Annotated in this window: 1 protein-coding gene and 1 pseudogene; both read right to left on the reverse strand. The window is 63.4% G+C overall.

Going from position 1 to position 866, the window contains the following annotated elements:
• Positions 1-320, reverse strand: a 320-nt coding sequence (locus ABW22_RS17675) for a hypothetical protein (protein ID WP_237763396.1), incomplete at its 3' end; no start/stop codon positions are given.
• A 162-nt stretch (positions 321-482) separates the two neighbouring features.
• Positions 483-866: pseudogene (locus ABW22_RS16465) on the reverse strand (hypothetical protein); the annotation flags it as partial.

The following is an 866-nucleotide window of genomic DNA, read 5'->3' on the forward strand; positions in this document are numbered from 1 at the left end:
CGGGAAAACACATGCTCCTCGCCGATGACCATGGACCCCGAGGTGCAGGCAAAGGAGACGACGTCGATTTTTTCGCCGGGGCGCAGCAGCGCGGTGGCGCCGGCGATGTCCTTTTCCATCGCCGCCAGGGTATCCGGGTTGATCGCCGCCGCGTTGTAGAGGCGGCTGGTGTGCGTGACCACGCCGGGCAGGTGGATCATCTCGTGCCACTCGTGTTCCAGGGTGATGTCGGTGGCAAGGACGATCAGGCCCAGCGCCGCGCGATGGGCGACACCGGCGTCCATCGTGAAAGGAAGGTGTTCTAATTTTTGACGGGACATTTTTACCTTGATGGAAACGCTGCACAAAAAAGCGTCCTCAGACGCGCAACAAGCTTAACGCATTCCGTGTGCGTTGGCGCCCCTTGCGCTGCGGGGCACGGCTACCTGGCTGTGAATGCGTGGCGCCTGTCCCGCCCGTAACATCCAGCGCAGCTGCAGGCTTCAGTCCTGCAGCTGCCGGGCCAGCAACACCGCAACATGAACCGCTTCGCGCTGCGCGCCATCACGGATCTGGTGGCGGCAACTGGTGCCGTCGGCCACTACGATGGCGTCGGGCTGTTGGCGTACGGCGGGCAGCAAGCTGAGCTCGGCCATCTGCATCGACACCTCGTAATGGCTGGCCTCGTAGCCGAAACTGCCCGCCATGCCGCAGCAGCTCGACTCGATCAGTTCGGGTTTGGCGCCCGGAATCAGCTTGAGCACGTCGATGATCGGGCTCACCGCGCCAAAGGCCTTCTGGTGGCAATGGCCGTGCAGCAGGATCGGTTGATCGACTGGCTTGAGCCTGGCCTTGAGCGTTTCAAGCTGCCCGGCAGTCGCTTCGCG

Origin of the sequence: Thiobacillus denitrificans, from assembly GCF_001530125.1 — a bacterium.
In the GTDB taxonomy this organism is placed as follows: domain Bacteria; phylum Pseudomonadota; class Gammaproteobacteria; order Burkholderiales; family Thiobacillaceae; genus Thiobacillus; species Thiobacillus denitrificans_C.